The organism is Kitasatospora sp. NPDC085895 (genome assembly GCF_040702125.1).
GTDB classification, from domain to species: Bacteria; Actinomycetota; Actinomycetes; order Streptomycetales; family Streptomycetaceae; genus Kitasatospora; species Kitasatospora arboriphila.
In genome coordinates this window covers 13,875-30,614 of the sequence record NZ_JBFBJY010000091.1, presented here as the reverse complement: position 1 = coordinate 30,614, position 16,740 = coordinate 13,875, and the positions used below count along the sequence as shown (strand labels likewise).

16 protein-coding genes are annotated in these 16,740 nt (G+C 73.5%); 5 read left to right on the top strand and 11 right to left on the bottom strand.

Annotated elements, in window-relative coordinates; translation table 11 throughout:
* Nucleotides 1-129: M4 family metallopeptidase (locus tag AB0442_RS35660; RefSeq protein WP_366167708.1), on the top strand; the 129-nt coding region annotated here is incomplete at its 5' end.
* A 151-nt stretch (nt 130-280) separates the two neighbouring features.
* Here the strand turns inward: AB0442_RS35660 and AB0442_RS35655 are convergent.
* Nucleotides 281-844, bottom strand: coding sequence for a DUF305 domain-containing protein (locus AB0442_RS35655; protein WP_366167705.1), 564 nt, complete (start codon nt 842-844; stop codon nt 281-283).
* Nucleotides 845-911: 67 nt separating this feature from the next.
* A complete protein-coding gene (locus AB0442_RS35650; protein ID WP_366167704.1) occupies nt 912-2,228 on the bottom strand; it encodes a DUF1996 domain-containing protein in 1,317 nt (438 codons plus the stop codon).
* A gap of 428 nt (nt 2,229-2,656) precedes the next feature.
* On the opposite strand from AB0442_RS35650, the gene AB0442_RS35645 reads away from it, so the two are divergent.
* Both AB0442_RS35645 and AB0442_RS35640 read left to right on the top strand, forming a co-directional pair.
* Nucleotides 2,657-3,631, top strand: coding sequence for an MBL fold metallo-hydrolase (locus tag AB0442_RS35645; protein ID WP_366167703.1), 975 nt, complete (start codon nt 2,657-2,659; stop codon nt 3,629-3,631).
* A gap of 62 nt (nt 3,632-3,693) precedes the next feature.
* Entirely contained in the window at nt 3,694-4,755 is a 1,062-nt protein-coding gene (locus AB0442_RS35640) for a hypothetical protein (protein WP_366167702.1), read from the top strand.
* 59 nt (nt 4,756-4,814) lie between these two features.
* Here the strand turns inward: AB0442_RS35640 and AB0442_RS35635 are convergent, their stop codons facing one another.
* The 9 genes from AB0442_RS35635 to AB0442_RS35595 form a co-directional block, all read right to left on the bottom strand.
* A complete protein-coding gene (locus AB0442_RS35635) occupies nt 4,815-5,318 on the bottom strand; it encodes a YcxB family protein (protein WP_366167701.1) in 504 nt (167 codons plus the stop codon).
* Nucleotides 5,319-5,382: 64 nt separating this feature from the next.
* Nucleotides 5,383-6,333: an endo alpha-1,4 polygalactosaminidase gene (locus tag AB0442_RS35630; protein WP_366167700.1), complete on the bottom strand. Its 951-nt coding sequence runs from the start codon at nt 6,331-6,333 to the stop codon at nt 5,383-5,385.
* The gene (locus AB0442_RS35625; protein ID WP_344624038.1) at nt 6,330-7,040 is read right to left on the bottom strand and encodes a spherulation-specific family 4 protein; all 711 of its coding nucleotides are present in this window, start codon (nt 7,038-7,040) and stop codon (nt 6,330-6,332) included. The genes AB0442_RS35630 and AB0442_RS35625 overlap by 4 nt, the downstream gene beginning before the upstream one ends.
* Nucleotides 7,040-7,981 carry an NAD-dependent epimerase/dehydratase gene (locus tag AB0442_RS35620; protein WP_366167699.1) on the bottom strand — a complete coding sequence of 314 codons (942 nt, stop codon included), beginning with the start codon at nt 7,979-7,981 and terminating at the stop codon, nt 7,040-7,042. The genes AB0442_RS35625 and AB0442_RS35620 overlap by 1 nt, the downstream gene beginning before the upstream one ends.
* A 3-nt stretch (nt 7,982-7,984) precedes the next feature.
* Nucleotides 7,985-8,698, bottom strand: coding sequence for a sugar phosphate nucleotidyltransferase (locus AB0442_RS35615; RefSeq protein ID WP_366167698.1), 714 nt, complete (start codon nt 8,696-8,698; stop codon nt 7,985-7,987).
* A gap of 42 nt (nt 8,699-8,740) precedes the next feature.
* Nucleotides 8,741-9,748, bottom strand: a complete 1,008-nt coding sequence (locus tag AB0442_RS35610) for an SDR family NAD(P)-dependent oxidoreductase (protein ID WP_363549309.1) — start codon at nt 9,746-9,748, stop codon at nt 8,741-8,743.
* A 141-nt stretch (nt 9,749-9,889) separates the two neighbouring features.
* The gene (locus tag AB0442_RS35605) at nt 9,890-11,464 is read right to left on the bottom strand and encodes a hypothetical protein (protein ID WP_366167697.1); all 1,575 of its coding nucleotides are present in this window, start codon (nt 11,462-11,464) and stop codon (nt 9,890-9,892) included.
* Nucleotides 11,461-12,966: a GT4 family glycosyltransferase PelF gene (gene pelF / locus AB0442_RS35600; protein WP_366167707.1), complete on the bottom strand. Its 1,506-nt coding sequence runs from the start codon at nt 12,964-12,966 to the stop codon at nt 11,461-11,463. Before pelF ends, AB0442_RS35605 begins: the two co-directional genes overlap by 4 nt.
* 238 nt (nt 12,967-13,204) lie before the next feature.
* On the bottom strand, nt 13,205-15,412 hold the full coding sequence (locus AB0442_RS35595) for a hypothetical protein (protein ID WP_366167696.1): 2,208 nt from the start codon (nt 15,410-15,412) through the stop codon (nt 13,205-13,207).
* 599 nt (nt 15,413-16,011) lie between these two features.
* On the opposite strand from AB0442_RS35595, the gene AB0442_RS35590 reads away from it, so the two are divergent.
* Together AB0442_RS35590 and AB0442_RS35585 are read left to right on the top strand one after the other, a co-directional pair.
* On the top strand, nt 16,012-16,185 hold the full coding sequence (locus tag AB0442_RS35590; protein ID WP_359983250.1) for a hypothetical protein: 174 nt from the start codon (nt 16,012-16,014) through the stop codon (nt 16,183-16,185).
* Between the two features lie 153 nt (nt 16,186-16,338).
* A complete protein-coding gene (locus AB0442_RS35585) occupies nt 16,339-16,740 on the top strand; it encodes a YciI family protein (RefSeq protein ID WP_366167695.1) in 402 nt (133 codons plus the stop codon).

Below are 16,740 nucleotides of genomic sequence, written 5' to 3'. Positions count from 1 at the left end.
ATGACCTCCACCACCAACTACAAGGGGGCGCGCACCGCGACCCTGAACGCGGCGTCGGACCTCTACGGCGCCGGTTCCACCGAGTACGCCCAGGTCGCCGCCGCCTGGGCCGCGGTGAACGTCAGCTGACGCACCCCGGAACGAGTACCGCGGCAGCCGGGTCTCCAGGGCAGAGGCCCGGCTGCCGCCGCGTCGGTTCCACGGGTGCGGCGAGCCACGGGTGCAGCGAGCCGCCGGCGAGGTCGGCACGTGAGCGGCGGGTGCCCGGGACGGCAGCGGTTCAGGGGCCCAGGCGGGCGAGTTGGGCGACGCGGGTGCGGCGCAGGTCGGCGGCGAGTTGCCGGGTGGACGCCGCGGCACCGACGGTGGACTCGGAGTCGGCGAGGCGGACGGACTGCTCCAGGTACTCGCGCAGGTGCAGGACGGCGTAGCGGTCGAAGTCGGCGCCTGCGGTCCGCTCGGCCTCGGCGTACTCGGCGGCGGTGGTGAAGCCGGGCATGTCGTGGCCGGTGTGCGGGTTGTCGCCGGAAACCCCGCCGAGCCGGGTCAGTTCCTGCAGTCGATCCAGGTCGCCGCGGCCTCCGGCGGCGATCTCCGAGGCGAGCGAGCGGAGTTCGGGGCCGGTGGCCCGCTCCGCGGTCAACTCGGCCAGCCGGACGTTCTGTTCGGTCATCGGCACCAGCAGTTGCAGCCAGGCCGCGTCGGTCGGGTTGAATGCGGTGGCAGAAGGGGAGGCCGGGACCGCCACGGCAGCCGCGGGCCGGTCCGACGGCCGGGCGACCGCCGCCAGGGCGCCGCACACCGCGAGGGCGGCCCCGGCCGCGGCGACGAAGGCTCGTCTCATCGTTCCTCCTGGGCCTCCGGGTGCGGCGGGGAAGGGACTCCTCGCCGCACCCGGAGGGGTCGTCGGGTCAGGCCGTACCGTTGGCACCGCACTTGACGATCGGATCGATGCAGTCCCGGACCCGGCGGGCCATCTCGGCCGCCGGCCAGACGTTGAAGAAGTCGCCGTGCATCGTGTAGCCGGACCCTGAGGCCAGCCGCAGCCGCGACGGGTCGCCGGTCACCGGGTAGCGCAGCACCTGGCGGAGCTTGGGCACCGGGATCGGGTGGCTGGCCGGGCAGGCGCCGTTGACCGGGTAGGACATGTGGCTCTTGTGGTCGGCGGAGTCGAGGTCCTTGCCGTTCCAGCACTGCGGGAAGTCGAGGTAGGACTCCAGCATCGATCCCGCCGGGCAGTTGACGAAGTCGTGCGAGGGGCTGACCTCGCCGGCGTGCAGGCAGGACCAGCGGGCGGTGCTGTTGTCGTTCGGTCCGGTGGCCTTGGCGTTGCCGGCGACGATCCGCAGGCCGCGCGGCAGCGGCTGGGTCTGTGCGATGACGTCGTCGCGGACGCCTTCGCCGAGGTAGTAGAAGGTGGTGCCGGTGGGCTCGACCGGGACGTTGTCGGCGTACAGGGTCGGCACCCAGTAGGAGGAGGTGTCGACGGCGGGGTTGCAGGTGCCGCCGGACTGCTCCAGCCGGCCGAGGTCGGAGTTGGCGTCGGTGGCCGCGTTGCCGAAGAAGCTGTGCATGTGCGAGGCGCCGGGCAGGCCGGGGAAGACGATCGGGTCGTCGGGCAGGCGGTGGCTGAACGGGCAGTCGGCGAGGAACTCGGCGACCCGCACGGCGCCCGGCGGCACGCCCTGGGTCCCGACCGAGCCGTAGACCTGGAACTCCCAGAGCGAGACGCCCCAGACGGTGGCGCGGGCGGTGGCCAGGACGCGCACGTACCGGCCGGTGACGGCCAGGTCGAGGGTCTGCCGGCCGCCGGTGGCGCCGGTGACCTGGCGGACGGTCAGCCAGTCGTTGCCGTTCGCGGAGACCTGGACCTGGTAGGCGCTGGCGTAGGCGGCCTCCCAGCCGAGGACGATGCGGTCGATCGCGGCGTTCCCGCCGAGGTCGACCCGGATCCACTGGTTGTCGGCGGCGGCGCTGGACCAGCGGGTGCCGTCGTTGCCGTCGACGGCCAGCGAGGCCGGGTAGGCGGCGTTCTCGACCGAGGAGGCGGTGACCGGCCGGCCCTGCGAGATCGGCTGGTCGACGGCCTGCGCCGGGCCGGAGGTGCCGGTCAGCACCGCGCCCGCGGTGAGGACGGCGGCGGCCAGGGCCACCAGACGGCGCCGCCAGGCGGCACGGCGGTGGATCTGCGGGCGCGGTCGGGAGGACCGCAGCACGGTGGGACTCATGGCTCTCCAATCGGGTGGGGGTCGGAGCCTGAGCGCACGGTGCCCGGGTGGGGCGGCGGCACCGCATGAGAGAGCGCTCTCTCAGGGGAAGATAGGAGTGCCCCCCAGGGGTGTCAAGGAGTCGTGAGGATGCTCCGTCAACGGATCGATGTCAGCGCTCCCACATCCCGACGCATCGTCAGATAGCGCTCACCCACCGGACATCGCTGAACGGTCGGCCGGGACGGTTGGATGCGGAGCCCGGCCGATCCGGTCGATCCGGCGCCGTCCGGGCGGCGTCGGACGTGGATCGCGCGGATCGTGTCGCCGGCCGCACACCACCGGGAAAGTCCCGGGACGGCCGCGGGCCCGGCCGCTACGATCGGCGCCGCACCCGATCACGGCGGCCGATCCACCGCCCGCCCCGCGGACGACATGGAGGACTTCCGATGACGCAGGCGCCCGAGCGGCAGGCCGACCATCCCGAGCGGCTGACGGCCGGCCATCCCTTCCGGCAGTGGAAGACCTGGCGGATCCCCGGCACCGGGCTGACCCTCACCGGCTACTCGCGGGCCAACGACAAGACCTTCTTCCACGTCCCCGAACTGCGCTGCAGCCTCGACGCCGGACTCTGCGAGGGACGGCAGCCGGACACCGTCTTCCTCACCCACACCCACGCCGACCACGCCAAGGACCTCGACTTCCTCGCCGCCAAGGCCTCCGGGGTCGACATCCACCTGCCCGCCGCGGCGGTCCCGTACGTGGAGTCCCACCTGCGCGCCTCGGCCGAGCTGAACCACGGTCCGGACTACGACCCGGCACTCGCCGGGCACCGGCTGCACGGGGTCCGGGGCGGCGAGGAGTTCTCCTTCGGCCGCGGCGGCCACCGGGTCCGGGTGGTGGAGTGCGAACACAAGGTGCCGTGCGTCGGGTACGCCTTCTCGGAGATGCGGACGGCCCTCGCCGCCGAGTACGAGGAGCTGCGGCGGACGCTGCTCGCCGAGGGGCGTGGCGCGGAGTTCGGACGGATCGTGGCGCAGCGCCGCCGGGAGGGCGCCGAGGTCGACCGGGAGGTCGTCCGTCCGCTGTTCGCCTACCTCGGCGACACCCGTGTGAACGTCTTCGACCGGAACCCGTGGCTGTTGGAGTACCCGGTGGTGATCACCGAGTGCACCTACCTGGACGACGCCGAGCTGGAGCGGGCCGACCGGGTCGGGCACACGGTGTGGAGCCGGCTGCGGCCGGTGGTCGAGGCGCACCCGCAGACGCTGTTCGTGCTGACGCACTTCAGCCTGCGCCACTCCGACCGGGAGGTCCTGGAGTTCTTCCGGTCGGAGCGGGAGCGGGGCGGGCCCGGCAACGTGCTGCTCTGGGTGCACCCGGAGAGCAGCCTGCCGGAGCAGCACCAGCGGGCCGACGGCTGACCGGCCGTCCCGGTCGGCCCGGGACGGCCGGACACCGAGCCCCGAACAGCAGGAGCACCGTCATGACCGACACCCCGCCCGACCCGTGCACGGCGGCCCTCTCCCACCCCGACCCGATGGTGCGGGAGCAGGCCGTGCGCGCTCTCCGGTCCCGGGATGCGGCCGGGACGGACGCCCTCCCCGCCCTCCCCGCCCTGCTCGCGCTGTTCGGCGACCCGGAGGGCAGGGTGGCGTGTCAGGCACGCATCGTCGTCGAGGAGCTCGGGGCGCGGGCCGTCCCCGCCCTGCAGCGGATCCGGCGTTCCGGGCCGGGGCTGCTGAGGTCGGCCGCACTGACGGCGCTGGCCGAGATCGGCGGCGAACCGCTGCTCTCCGCGCGGGACACGGCCGCCGTCGAACGGCTGGTCCGGATCAAGCTGACCGCCGACCGGCCGCAGCCGCTCAACGCCTGCTGGCTGTACTGGATCGCGGTGGCGGGCGGCGACCAGCCGGGCATCATGCGGATCCTCGGGTTGACCGAGCCGCGGCCGGTGACCTTCGAGCTGGGCAACGCGATCCTGGACGCGGACGTCCACGGCTTCGGTGACGACGAGCCGGGCAGCCCGCTGGGCCGGGTGTTCGTGACGCCCGAGCTGGACGGCTGGACGCTGGTGGCCGGTGCGTGGTGCGACCCGTGCGACGCGGAGCGCGGCGAGGAGTTGCGGGAGCAGTGCATCGAGCTGAGCGCACGTTACGGCCGCGCCCAGGCGTACTACTTCGGCGCGCAGAACGACGGCTCGGCCTGGCTGGTCGCCGAGAACGGCACGGTGGTGCGCCGCTACCAGGAGGCCGGCGAACCCGACGACGGGCTGTGGACCCTCGGCGAGCCGCTGGAGTACGAGCGAGCCCGGCGCGCCGGACTGGGACTGCCCGTTCCCTGGGACGACACCGTCCGCGAGGACCTCGACGCGGCCGAGGACGAGTGGCGGTGGGAGGCGTTCGATCTCGCACGCGGGATCGCTGCGACGCTGAGCATCGATCCGCTGGCGATCGGACCGCACACCGCGGTGCGGGGCACGCCGATGATCGCCCTGACGCCCGTCGGCGTCGCCGAGGGCGTGCCGCGCGGCGCCTACGCGATCTGACGCCGCGGGCCGTCGGCGATCCGCGGGCCGGTGGCCCGGCAGGGGTCGCCCGGTTGCCGTCAGCCCGCCGGCCGGGCGCGGGTCAGTCCGACCGGCTGCGGCGGCCGGCCCGCCGCGGCGAGGGCGCGCACTTCCGCCAGTTGCTCCGGGGTGAAGCCCCGCTTGAGGATCGGGGTGAAGAACTTCGGAGCGTGGAGGAGCAGGAAGAAGTCCGCGGTCTCCACGAACCGGACGGACCACCAGGCGATCTCCGTGGTGTGGCCCGGACGCCTGACGGTCACCCCGGTCTCGGTGACGGTGACCTCGGTGGCACCTGGAACGCTCGGCGTCTGCTGACGGGCCGCCGACCGGGTGCCGATGGTGAGGTGGGCCAGGAGTCCGAGAGCCATGAGTGAGGACCAGGTGCCGAGCGTGACGTCCCCGAAGCTCCAGATCTCGAGCTGACCGAGCAGCAGGAGACAGACGACCGCCGTCCAGGCGTTCTTCCGCGGTTTCGCCAGCGCCTGCTGGAAGGCGCGCACGCGTTCCTGCGGGGTGGTCTCGTAGCTGACCGTGATGTGCATGGTGCTCCGTTCGCAAGGGACGGATCATCATGGCGCAGGGCCGTACCCGGCGGAAGGGGGGTCATCAGCAGGGCTGCCGCCAGGCGTCGAGCTCCAGGTGCTTGGTCATGGAGCTGAGGCCGATCTGGCGGCTCTTGGCGCAGTACTGTGCGTTGGGCGTCTTGTACTCGACGTGGAAGACCGCCTTGCCGGCCGCGATGAAGGGCTTGAGGGCGTCGCACTCGTCGAACTCGGCGCACTGCTCGTTGACGGCGAAGTCGAAGTCGCCGACCAGGGCGGGGATCTGGTCGAGGTCGTTCTTGAGGCCGACGGCGAGGCCGCGGTCGTGGGCGAGCTTGGCGATGGCCTTGTTGTAGGTGAGCTGGTCGCCGGCGCTGATCTGGAATCCGGTGTCGGCGCGGTAGTTCTCCACCAGGTCCGGTTCGACGCCGTCGAAGCCCTTGTCGCGGCACATGTCGAAGCGCTTGGCCATCAGCGGCAGCAGGACGTCGGTGCGGCGGATGTCCAGTGAGGACTCGCCCTTCCAGCCGTTCGCCCCGCCGAGGACGGTCTTGGGGAAGCTCTTGGCGTCGGAGCGGTAGTCCTCGTACGCGCCGACGTTGACGTAGCAGATGACCTTGCGGCCCTTGGCGTGCAGCGCGGCGACCGTGGCAGCGTCGTTCTCGAAGCCGTCGATGTCGTAGACCGGCACGTCGACGCCGGTGTCGACGCGGCCGTCGAGCTGCCACTGCCAGGCCGCGCGCGGGGCGGGCTGCCAGCGGGCGGCCGTGGTCGGGCGGCCGCCGGTCGGGCTGCCGGAGGGGGCCGTGTCGTTGCCCGGGGTCGGCGAGGGGCCCGCCGAGGAGGTGCCGCTCGCGCTCGCGGACCCGGACGGTGCCGGGTTCGCCGTACCGGACGGCGCCGCGGTGGGCTCGTCCGGGTCGGGGCCGTCGTCGTCGCCGCCCCCGCCGGAGCACCCGGCGAGGGTGAGCAGCAGGGCGGCCGCGGCGAGGGCGGCGGGGTGGCGGCGGGTCATGGGTCGGTCTCCGTCCGGGTGGGCGTGAGGGCGGGCCCCGCGAGGGCCGGTGTCAGGGCCGGCGACAGCGTCCGCCACGGGTTGTCGCCGTCGCCCGGTGTCGCGTAGTGGACGGCGGCGCCGCGCAGCCTGGCCTCGCGGGGGACGGCGCGCAGCCGGCCGGACGGCACGCCGTGCACCAGGTGGCAGAAGAGCTCCGGCGGGTGGTCGGCCGTCCAGCGCGGTACGGGCGCCGCCTCGTACGCCTGCCAGTCTCCCTCGAAGGTGACCAGCAGGTCGGCAACCCCGCCGTCGGCGTAGGCCGGGTCGGGGTGGGTGCCGTGGCCGAGGACGACGCTCTCGCAGCCCAGGGCGCGGGCGGCGACGGTGAGCCGCCGCTGGTAGGGCAGGAACGCCGGGTCGGTGCACGCCTGGTCGAAGTAGACGCCGTCGGTGCCGTACCAGGCGCGGTGGCGCTGGAGGTCCTCGGCCACGGCGGCGTGCGGGCGGCGGCCGTAGCCGGTGTCGACGTAGCCGAGGATGCGGACCCCGGCCTCGCGGAGTTCGGCGACGGGTTCGGCGAGCACCGGGTCGGGTGCCTCGCCGGGGCCGTCGGCGGCGTTGACGACGACGCCGTACAGGCGCGGTGCGGCCCGGACGAGGGCCCGCCAGGCGGACGGGTCCTCGGCCGGGTGCACGTAGAGCGGTACCAGCAGTCGCTCCTCCATCAGGCGGCGCGCCCCCGGCTGTCGTTCGGGGTCCCGTTCGTGGCGTCCTCGGCGGCCTTCAGGCCGTGCCAGAGGTCGGCCAGCGAGTCGGCGAGCGTGGTCCGCGGCTCCCAGCCCAGCGCGCGGGCGGTGGAGATGTCGGCCTGCTGCCAGGAGACGGCGGCGGAGCGCTCGGATCCGGCGCCGTGCTCCTCGATCCGGCCGCCGAACCGCGCGGCGGCGACCAGGGCGTCGGCGACGGCGCGGACGGGCCGGGCCTCGCCGCCGGCGATGTTGACCACCGGGGGCAGCGGATGGGCGGCGGCGAGTACGGTGCCGACCGCGCGGGCGACGTCGCGGGCGTCCACGAAGTCGCGGTGCGCGGAGAGGTCGCCGAGGGTGACGGTGCCGTCCGGGCCGACCCGGCGGAGTTCGGCGGCGAGCCGGCCGGCCAGCGAGGTGCCGGGCGCACCGGGGCCGATCGGGTTGAACACCCGTAGCACCACGGCGTCCTGGCCTTCGGCGGCGGCATCGGCGACGGCCAGGGTGCCGGCGAGCTTGGTGGCGCCGTACAGGCCGCCGGGCCGCGGGGCGGCGGTCTCGGCGAGCGAGCTGCCGTGCTCGCAGGCGCCGTACTCGGCGGCGGAGCCGAGGTGGACGAGCCGGGTGCCGGGCAGTGCCGCGCGTAGGGCGGCGGCGAGCACGGCGGGGCCGCGGGCGTTGAGGCCGGTCTGCAGCAGGGCGTCGCCGGTGACGGCTCCGGCGCAGTTCACCACCGCGGCGGGGCGGAGGTCGGCGAGCAGTGCGGCGAGGCCCTCGACGGTCTCGTTGGCGAGGTCGATCCGCAGGTCGGCGGCGGCGGAGTGGCCGGCACGGAGCACCCGCGCACCGGGGAAGGTGCGCAGGTGCTCGGCGATGTGGCCGCCCAGGAAGCCGGTGGCTCCGAGGACGAGGACGTCCATGGGTCAGGCACCCCGCAGCAGCAGGTCGCGGTTCTCGAGGAAGTCGGCGTTGGCCCGGTCGTAGTCGTCGGGGCGGCCGATGTCCAGCCAGTAGCCGTTGAACTCGTAGGCCTGCGGCGGGGTTCCGGCGTCCAGCAGGTCGAGGACGAGGTCGTCGAAGCCGAGCGGCTTGCCGGGGGTGTACTGGGTGAGGGTGGTCTTGGAGAGGCCGTAGACGCCCATCGAGACGTGGTAGTCCATGCTGGGCTTCTCGCGGAACTCGGTGACCCGGCCCTGCTCGGTGGTGAGGACGCCGAAGTCGATGTTGACCTTGCGGGCGTAGGTGGCGATGGTGAGCGGCGCCTCGGCGTCGATGTGCTGCTTGAGCACGTCGCCGTAGGCGAGGTCGGTGAGGACGTCGCCGTTCATGACGAGGAAGTGCTCGGGCAGGGTGTCGAGCATGGTGAGCAGCGGGCCCATGGTGCCGAGCGGGGTCTCCTCGGTGGTGTAGGAGACGTCGATGCCCCACTGCGACCCGTCGCCGACGTACGCGCGGATGATGTGGCCGAGGTGGCCGATGGCGAGGGTGCAGCTCTCGAATCCGGCCGCGACGAGCTGGCGCATGACGATCTCGAGGATGGCGTGCTGGTCGCCGATGGGCACGAGCGGCTTGGGCAGCGCGGTGGTGTACGGGCGCAGGCGGACGCCCTTGCCGCCGGCCAGGATGACAGCGTGCATGCTGGTGCTCCTTGTCTGTGTGCGGTGGTGGCGGGGCGCGGGTCAGACGTTGTACAGGTCGGTCTTGTAGCGGGCCAGGTTGGCCGGGTCGCGGAAGAACTCGATGGTGTGCAGCAGGCCCTCCTCCAGGGAGTGGGCGGGGGCCCAGCCGGTGGCCTCGCGCAGGCGGGTGGCGTCGGCGACCAGGCGCATGACCTCGGAGGCGGCGGGGCGGATGCGGTCGGTGTCCTCACGGACCGTCAGGTCGGCGTCCATCAGCTTGCCGACCAGGGTGACCAGGTCGCCGACGGAGATCTCGCCGCCGGTGCCGGCGTTGAAGGTGCGGCCGACGACCTGCTCGGCGGGGGCGGTGCCGACGGTCGCGAACGCGGCGGCGGTGTCCTTGACGTAGAGGAAGTCGCGGGTGGGGCGGAGGTCGCCGAGGGTGATGGTGCGCTCCCCCGCCGCGACCTGGCCGATGACGGTCGGGATGACGGCGCGCATGGACTGACGCGGGCCGAAGGTGTTGAACGGACGGAGCGTCACCACGGGGGTCTCGAAGCTGGCGTGGTAGCTGTCCGCGAGCCGGTCGCCGCCGGCCTTGGAGGCCGCGTACGGGGACTGGGTGTTGATCGGGTGGTCCTCGGTGATCGGGACGGTCTGCGCGGTGCCGTAGGTCTCGCTGGTGGAGGTGTGCACCAGGCGCGGGATCTCCAGGTGGCGGACGGCCTCCAGCACGTTGAGGGTGCCGGTGACGTTGGTCTCCACGTAGGAGTGCGGGGCCTGGTAGGAGTACGGGATCGCGATGAGCGCGGCCAGGTGGTACACCGCGTCGGTGCCCTTGACCAGGCCGGTCACCGAGCCTGGGTCGCGGACGTCGCCGAGCACGATCTCCACGTTGTCCAGGACGTCCTGGCTCAGGGTCTCCAGCCAGCCGAACGAGGAGAAGGAGTTGTACTGGACCATCGCGCGGACCCGGTGGCCGTCGGCGACGAGCTTCTCGACCAGGTGGGAGCCGATGAAGCCCTCGGCTCCGGTGACGGCGGCGGTGGTGGCGGTGGTGCTGCTCATGGGCGAGCCTCCGGTGGTGTGGACGTGTGGGTGTGGCTCGCGGGCCCCTGCACGGGGCGCGCGGTGGGGGGGGTACGTGGTGCCGTCGGTGCGGCACGGGCCCGTTCGGGCGGGTGGCGCGTCAGCCGTGCGCGGTGCGCGTCATCTGTGCGCGGTGACGCGGCCGGTTCTGGCGCGGGCGGCGAGGACCAGCGCGCCGACGGCGAGGCCGGTGGCGGCAAGCCTGGCCGGGGTGGCCCGGGCCGGGTCCAGCGCGCCGGCGGTGCTCTCCGCGACGGCGGCCGCGGTGCATATCAGTGCGGGCGGCCACACGGCGCCGAAGACCTGGAGGAGCAGGGCCGTCCAGAGCAGGGCGCCGAGCAGCAGCAGTCCGCCGAGCTGCACCGGGTCGGGCAGGGCGCCCGTCCAGAGCAGTGCGGCGCCGGTGCCGAGGGCGGCGAGGACGACGAGGTAGCCCGCGAGGAGCCTGACGAGCGTGCGGTCGGTGCGGTTGCGGAACTGGTCGGCGGTGGTGCTGGTGTACAGCGCCGTCACCGAGCGGCTGCGGAACCGGAAGAGCAGCCATTCCGCGAGCCCCATGGTGAGGGTCAGCGCGACGGCGGCCGAGGCGCCGCCGGGCACCGCGGGCCGCCAGGGGTCGCCGAACGAGGCGGTGATCACCAGCGCGCCGACGGCGAGGCCGAACAGGCCGTGCGGCAGGCTGTCGGCGAGCGGCACGCCCGCCTCCGGCGTCTTGTCGCCGGCCTTGAGCCGCTGCCCGATCTCGATGCCGGCGAAGACGGCGGCGAGCAGGAGCGACAGCGCCGGGCCGGCGATCCGCAGCCAGTTCGGCAGGTCGACCGCGAGGGTGGCGGCCGCACCGGCGGTGGTCGGTACGAGCGCGCCCATCAGCCGCTTGGCCCGCCGGGTCACCAGCAGCACGGTGGCCGAGGCGAGGTAGAGCGACTGCCCCGCGGCGAACAGCAGTACCGCGGTGTCCGCCCTGGCGAGGGCGGCCGCGCCGGTGCCGAGCGCGGTGGCGGTGAGACCGCCGCGCAGCAGGCTGCGGCCGACCGCGGCCCGGGCACCGAGCGAGCGCCAGGCGTACGCCCGGTGGGCGAGCGCCTGGTTGAGGCTCCAGCCGACCAGTGCGGTCAGCGCGAGGGCGCTGCCGGCGCCGCCGGACTGCAGGAACGGTGCGGTCGGAAGGTAGGCGAGGCCGGGCAGGGCGAACAGCAGGCCGCGCAGCACGGTGCGCAGCGGGTCGGCCTGCCAGGGGTCGTGCGGCTCCGGCGGCGCGGGGTGGCGCCGCTCGGTGCGGGCGAAGAGCTCCTCCGCGATGGAGAAGGAGTCGGTGCGGCCGTAGCGGACGGCGGCCTGTTCGTCCGTCAGTCCGTCGGACTCCAGGACGGCGGCGATCTCGAAGGGGTGGACGGCGCGGGCGCAGACGTCGGCGAGCCGCTCGGCGAGTTCGTCCAGCGGGTCCTCGGGCAGCGGCACGGGCTCCGCTGCGCCGCGTCCGGCGGCACCGGGCTCGACGATCCGCAGGGCGAGCGTCTCGTCGGGGTTGCGGAGGGTGCCGGCGGCCTTGCCGGTGAGCTCCTCGGGCGGCGGGACGCGCAGGGCGAGCGTCTCGTCCGGCTTCGCGGCCTTCTTGCGGCGGGCCGGCGGCAGCTGCAGGACGACGGTGTCCTCGGGGCGCGGCCCGTCCTCGGAGAGGTTCAGCAGGGTGCTCATCCGGCGGCTCCGACGGCCGAGCGGGCGGCACCGGCTGCGACCTCCGCCGTCTCGCGCTGGGCGGGCGTCCACCAGTCGAACGGGCCGTCGTCGCGGGCCGTGCGGAAGCGGTCGCGGCGGTCGAGTTCGCTGTAGATGTCGCGGAAGGAGTCGATGGTCTGGCGGAGGGTGAACTGCTCGATGACGCGCATCCGGGCGCCGCGGCCCATCTCGGCGCGGCGGTCGGCGTCGCGGAGCAGTTCGAGCGCGGCCTTCGCCATCGCCTCGGGCTCGCGCGGCGGGACGACCAGCCCGGTGTCGCCGACGGCCTCGCGGACGCCGCCGACGTCGGTGGAGACGGTGGCCCGGCCGCAGGACATCGCCTCGATGAGGGTGAACGGGAAGCCCTCGCTGATGCTGGACAGCATGACGACGTTGCCCGCCGCGTAGGCGTCGCGGATGTCGTCGACGCGGCCCTCGAAGACCACGGCGTCGCCGATGCCGAGTTCGGCGGCGAGGGCCTCGCAGCGCTCCCGGTAGGCGGCGCCGCCGGCGGGGGTGCCGCCGAAGAGCCGCAGCCGGGCGCCGGGTATCTCGGCGCGCACGATGCCGAAGGCCCGGATCAGCGTCTCCAGGTCCTTGATCGGGTCGACCCGGCCGGCCCAGCTGAGGGTGGGCACCTCCGGCTCGGGGCCGGCGGGCGGGAAGGCCTCCGGGTCGACGCCGTTGTAGACGGTGCGGATGCGCTCGGCGGGGGTGCCGGCGCGCTCCTCCCAGCGGCGGTTGTAGCGGTTGCCGGGGGTGACCAGGGCGGCCCGTGCGTAGCTTTCGACGGCGAGCATCCGGTAGAAGCCCAGGACGAGCGCCTTGACCGGCCAGGCGTAGCCGGTGCCGTAGCCGAGGTAGCGCTCGCGCAGGTAGATGCCGTGCTCGGTGAGCAGGAACGGGGTGCCGTGCAGGTGGTTGCCGACCAGGCCGGGCAGCGCGGCGAGGCCGCCGCTGACGGCGTGCAGCACGCCGCCGGGCTTGGGGTGCGCGGCGAGGGGGCGCAGCGCGTGCTCCAGGAGCTCGGTGGCCGTGAGGGCGTCGTGCAGGCTGGGCTTGGCGGCGGCGGTGGCGAGGTGGGGGCGGTTCCAGACGTCGGCGAGGACCCGCAGGGCGGCCTCGGAGCGCAGCGCGGGGCTGAGCCGGCCGGCCCGGGCGTGATCGGCGAGGACGTACAGCTCGGGGCCGAAGGCCTCCTCCTCGGCGGGGTCGAGCAGGGAGAGCAGGAAGCGCTCGTAGCCGGTGAGGAAGGCGCGCATGGCGGCGCCCTTGGGTGCCTGGCCCGGTGGGGCGGGGCCCCAGAGCGGGACGGCGCGGACGTCGGTCACGTGGCCGGGGAGGTCCCAGGAGAGGGGCTGCCCGGCGGTGCCGGTGATCGCGATGACCCGGAACTCGATCTCCGGCATGCCGGTGACGAGCTGGTCGCACCAGACGCTGACGCCGCCGTGGCTGTGCGGGTAGGTGCCCTCGGTGAGCATGGTCACGCGGGTGCCGACCAGGTGCGCCAGGTCGGCCGGGCGTGCCGCGCCCGGCGCGTCGGGCTCGGTCCCGGCCGCGGGCACGGCGTGCAGACGTGTGTTCATGGATTCCCCCCCAGGAAATCCCGCCCCGGGCTGGCGGGCGGTGGTGGTGCGCGTGGTGCTGGCCGGTGCCCCCGGGCCGGGGAGGGTCGCTCCCCGGCCCGGGGCGTTCGGCGGCGGTCGCCGTCCGGTCGGATCAGCGGGTGCTGCGGGTGCCGCCCTTCGTCGCGGTCGACTTGGGCGCGGTCTTGGTGTTCTTGGCGGTGAGCTCGTTGACCGTGGTGCCGTTCGCGGCCGGGCCGGCCGGGACGGGCGTCTTGACACCCTTCGGAACCGGGAGGCTCGCGACCGTCTTGGCGATGGTCGTGCGCAGGGCCGTCATGGCCGTCTGGGCCGGCACCTCGCCGGCCGGCAGCTTCAGCGTGACGTTGACCTGGGTGAGGCCGGGGCCGGCCCAGCCGGACAGCTGCCCGGCGTACGCGGAGCCGAACGCGGTCGATCCGATCAGCTGCTTCTGGACGGTGCCGGTGGGCATGGTGGCCTCGGCGAGGACGCCCGACGGAGCGCTGATGGTGACGGTGTCGCCGACCCGGTAGGCGGTGACCTGGCCGGTGTCGACGGCGTTCTTCCACTGCGCGCGGCGCTGCAGCTCGACGCCGATGTCCTTCTGACGAAGGTTCACCAGGGGGGTGTTGGAGGCGTACAGCCCGTCGTACTCGGAGAGGATGCGCTCCATCACCGGGTAGGCGATGCGGTCCTCGGCGTAGTTCGACTGGTGCACGAAGTGCGGCCGCGGGTCGTTGTTGATCGCCCGGTTGACGGCCAGTCGGGCCTCCAGCGGGACGATGTAGTCGGCGTAGCCGGTGTTCACGTCCAGCGGGGTGGGCAGGCAGGTGCTGGTGGCCGGGTTGTCCTCGCAGATGCCGCTGCCGCCCTGCGCGCGGGAGGTGTAGATCCAGTTGTACTCGTCCACCTCCTCGACCGTCTTCGCCGCGTTGTAGAACACGTTCAGCGGGTAGCGCGGGATGGTGAGCGCGTTGCCGACGGCCCGCTGGTCGTGCTCGCGGGAGGCGTCGCTGGCCAGCCAGCGGGTGCCGGTGCTGTTCACGGACGGCGCGAGGTACGGGTTGTCGGTGGGCTGCTGCGGGTTGGTGACGAGGCCGGAGTGCTCGCCGGTCACCAGCTCGGTGTTGTCCACGTTGGTGAGGCCGTTGTTCGCCGCCCAGGTGCGGTTGTTGGTGATCTGGGAGGTGATGTCGGCCTGGCTGGTCCACACCGTCTGGCCGCTGGCGTTGGTGGTGCAGCGCCACGGCACCACGGTGGTGTCCTGCACGCAGCCGAGGAACTGGTGCTGGTAGGTGTGGTTGATCCAGCGGTAGGCGGACTGGTCGGCGATCAGCTGGGCGACCAGCGGGTCGGTACCGTCGCCGTCGGCCTTGAAGTCCTCGGAGCCGCCGCCGTTGTACGCCAGGTCGACCTTGAAGTTGTGGTCCTGCTGCCACTGCTTCAGGTACTGGGCGTCGGCGACCGACATCCGGCTGGGGTGCTCCTCCGGGTTGCTGCCGGGCGGGCAGGTCACGTCGCCGGGGGTGCACTTGAGGACGGTGTCCCAGCGGTCGTCCGACATGAAGACGTCGTCGACGTGCAGGGCGAAGTAGTTGCGGTCGTAGCCGAGGTGGATGCCCTCGGTGGCCCACTCGACGATGCCGCGGGCGAGCTGCCGGTACTGCCGCTGGTAGGCGTTGTAGACGAAGGTGACGACCAGTTCGCGGCGGCCGTCGTGGGCGTACTCGCCGACCAGCGAACCGCGGGTGTCGGTGCCGGGGATCGGCGCCTCCACGTACGGGGTGAAGGTGGCGCCGGCGGCCTGCTGGGCGAGCGGGGTGGCGATGTAGCCGTAGCTCTCCGACACGGACGGCGAGTTGTCCTCGAAGGTGATGCCGCCCTCGAGGTAGCCGAACGGCCCGGACTTGCCGGCGGTGGTCACCTGGGCCTGGACGCCGTCCAGGGTGCCGGCGTAGGCACCGGGCAGGGTGCCCCAGTTGAGGCCGACGCTCGCACCGGCATAGGTGTAGGCGTCGACCTGGCGGATGCCGAACTGCGCCTCGTAGGAGGCGAGCGCGGTGAGCTCGGCGGCGCTGAGGCCTGCCGGGCTCTCGCTGGGCATCACCACGGCCTGGAACTTGGCCCGCGGCGCGCCGTTCAGGGTGTCGCTGAGGAAGCCGGCGGCGATGGTCGGACGGCCCGCCGCGGCGAGGTCGATCCGGGTGTACGGCACGCCGGTGCTGTCGAGCTCGGCCACGATCGCGCCGACGGCCGGTCCGCCGTCGTCGACGACCAGCAGCCGCAGGTCGATCCTGGGAGTCGTGGCCGCGTACGCGCCGGGCATCGGCGCCAGCGTCATGACGAGGCCCGCCACCGTGCAGGCAGCGGCAATTCGGGCTCTACGCCCCATGAGGTGTCCCTCCCCCTCGGACGGCGCGCGGTTCGCGCGGAGAGTCGCCGTCCGGATCGTGCGATGTGCGAGTGCGCATTGCGGTGTACGTGTGGTCACCAACAAAACGCGGCGCTCACGGGCGCCGCGCAACGTCATCCCCCGCCGCACATCGTATGACCATCGGCCCCGGCCGCATCCACCGAATCACCCAGGAGAGTGCAAAGTTGTCGAATAATCAGCACATAGGTCATTTGCCATTTCACACGTACCCACCCCGTACGCCCCCCGCGCTCCCCACTCAGCAAACTCCCAGGTGACCGGCGGGTAGCCCGCGCCCCCCGCGAGCTCCGCGACCTGGGAACCGTACCGCGCGGGAGCCGTCCGTGCACCTGATCCATTCTCAGGAACGGCCCAGGATCCGCCGAGGAGCCGCCTCGCCCACCCCTCGGGCCTCACAAAGGGAGGGTGACGTTCCGCTATCGACGGCGCGTCAGAACCGGAACCCGGTTGCGCCACCGGTACGGTTCTGTGACGAGACCGCGACAGTGCATGGGAAGGCCACGTCCATGACACCGTGCTCCCCCTCCGCCGGCTGCTCCTGCTCCCCCCGGGACCTCGCCGAGCAGGCCCGCGCCTGGTCGCTGCCCCGGCACCGGCGGCCCACCCCGGCGGGGACGGGCCAGGTGATCGACAGCTTCCTGTCCTGGTGGGGCCGCGCCCGCCGCGCCGACCTGCGCTAGCGCCCGCGGCAAGACCTCCGGAGCGGACCTCCGGCGGGAGCGTTCCAAGATTCTTCGGGGAATCCGGGCCCGGCCTGTCGAAATCGCGCCGCCGGCTTCTACCCACCTGTGACGGCGCCCCCGCCCGGGGCCGCCCGCACGGCGAGGAGAACGATGAAGTACATGCTGCTGATGCAGTTCAGCGCCCGGAACACCGACTTCCCGGCGATCACCGAGTGGGCCGAGGAGGACGTGCAGGCGCACATCGCCTTCATGGCCGCCACCAACGAGAAGCTGGTCGCCGACGGCGAGTTCGTGGACGGCCAGGGCCTGGCCTTCCCGGACACCGCGAAGATCGTCCGCGCCTCGGGCACCGGCGGCCCGCTGGTCACCGAGGGCCCCTTCCCGGAGGCCAAGGAGTTCCTGGCCGGCTACTGGATCGTCGACTGCGAGAGCGAGGGGCGGGCGATCGAGATCGCCGCGCACGCCTCCTCCGCGCCCGGCCCCGGCGGCGACCCGCTGAACATGGCGATCGAGGTGCGCCAGGTGATGGCCGCCCCGCCCGCGGAGCTCTGA

Coding starts and splice junctions, on each gene's coding strand:
- AB0442_RS35655 (WP_366167705.1), bottom strand. CDS start 844: ATGAGACGAGCCTTCGTCGCCGCGGCCGGGGCCGCCCTCGCGGTGTGC.
- AB0442_RS35650 (WP_366167704.1), bottom strand. CDS start 2,228: ATGAGTCCCACCGTGCTGCGGTCCTCCCGACCGCGCCCGCAGATCCAC.
- AB0442_RS35645 (WP_366167703.1), top strand. CDS start 2,657: ATGACGCAGGCGCCCGAGCGGCAGGCCGACCATCCCGAGCGGCTGACG.
- AB0442_RS35640 (WP_366167702.1), top strand. CDS start 3,694: ATGACCGACACCCCGCCCGACCCGTGCACGGCGGCCCTCTCCCACCCC.
- AB0442_RS35635 (WP_366167701.1), bottom strand. CDS start 5,318: ATGCACATCACGGTCAGCTACGAGACCACCCCGCAGGAACGCGTGCGC.
- AB0442_RS35630 (WP_366167700.1), bottom strand. CDS start 6,333: ATGACCCGCCGCCACCCCGCCGCCCTCGCCGCGGCCGCCCTGCTGCTC.
- AB0442_RS35625 (WP_344624038.1), bottom strand. CDS start 7,040: ATGGAGGAGCGACTGCTGGTACCGCTCTACGTGCACCCGGCCGAGGAC.
- AB0442_RS35620 (WP_366167699.1), bottom strand. CDS start 7,981: ATGGACGTCCTCGTCCTCGGAGCCACCGGCTTCCTGGGCGGCCACATC.
- AB0442_RS35615 (WP_366167698.1), bottom strand. CDS start 8,698: ATGCACGCTGTCATCCTGGCCGGCGGCAAGGGCGTCCGCCTGCGCCCG.
- AB0442_RS35610 (WP_363549309.1), bottom strand. CDS start 9,748: ATGAGCAGCACCACCGCCACCACCGCCGCCGTCACCGGAGCCGAGGGC.
- AB0442_RS35605 (WP_366167697.1), bottom strand. CDS start 11,464: ATGAGCACCCTGCTGAACCTCTCCGAGGACGGGCCGCGCCCCGAGGAC.
- pelF (WP_366167707.1), bottom strand. CDS start 12,966: ATGCTCACCGAGGGCACCTACCCGCACAGCCACGGCGGCGTCAGCGTC.
- AB0442_RS35595 (WP_366167696.1), bottom strand. CDS start 15,412: ATGACGCTGGCGCCGATGCCCGGCGCGTACGCGGCCACGACTCCCAGG.
- AB0442_RS35590 (WP_359983250.1), top strand. CDS start 16,012: ATGACACCGTGCTCCCCCTCCGCCGGCTGCTCCTGCTCCCCCCGGGAC.
- AB0442_RS35585 (WP_366167695.1), top strand. CDS start 16,339: ATGAAGTACATGCTGCTGATGCAGTTCAGCGCCCGGAACACCGACTTC.